Source organism: Caminicella sporogenes DSM 14501 (assembly GCF_900142285.1).
GTDB lineage: Bacteria > Bacillota > Clostridia > Peptostreptococcales > Caminicellaceae > Caminicella > Caminicella sporogenes.
Genome location: NZ_FRAJ01000001.1, coordinates 1 through 538, shown reverse-complemented (window position 1 = coordinate 538; position 538 = coordinate 1). Strand labels below are relative to the sequence as shown.

Below are 538 nucleotides of genomic sequence, written 5' to 3'. Positions count from 1 at the left end.
ACTACAATTTCACCGAGCCTGCTGTTGAGACAGTGCCCAAATCGTTACGCCTTTCGTGCGGGTCGGAACTTACCCGACAAGGAATTTCGCTACCTTAGGACCGTTATAGTTACGGCCGCCGTTTACTGGGGCTTCGGCTTGCAGCTTCGCTTTCGCTAACTACTCACCTTAACCTTCCAGCACCGGGCAGGCGTCAGCCCCTATACTTCATCTTTCGATTTAGCAGAGACCTGTGTTTTTGGTAAACAGTCGCTTGGGCCTATTCTCTGCGGCCACCTCGGGCTTTTAACCCTACCGTGGCACCCCTTCTCCCGAAGTTACGGGGTCATTTTGCCGAGTTCCTTAACAGCAGTTCTCTCGCTCGCCTTAGGATTCTCTCCTCGCCTACCTGTGTCGGTTTGCGGTACGGGCACCTATTATCTCGGTAGAGGCTTTTCTTGTCAGTGTGGAATCAGCAAGTTCGCAAAATTTTGCTCCCCATCACCTTTCAGGATTGCCACTGCGGATTTGCCTACAGTGACTCCCTACGGGCTTGGAC

General features: G+C 52.8%; 1 rRNA gene. It reads right to left on the bottom strand.

What is annotated here, in order from left to right:
* Positions 1-538, bottom strand: a 23S ribosomal RNA gene (locus BUA90_RS00005); the annotation flags it as partial.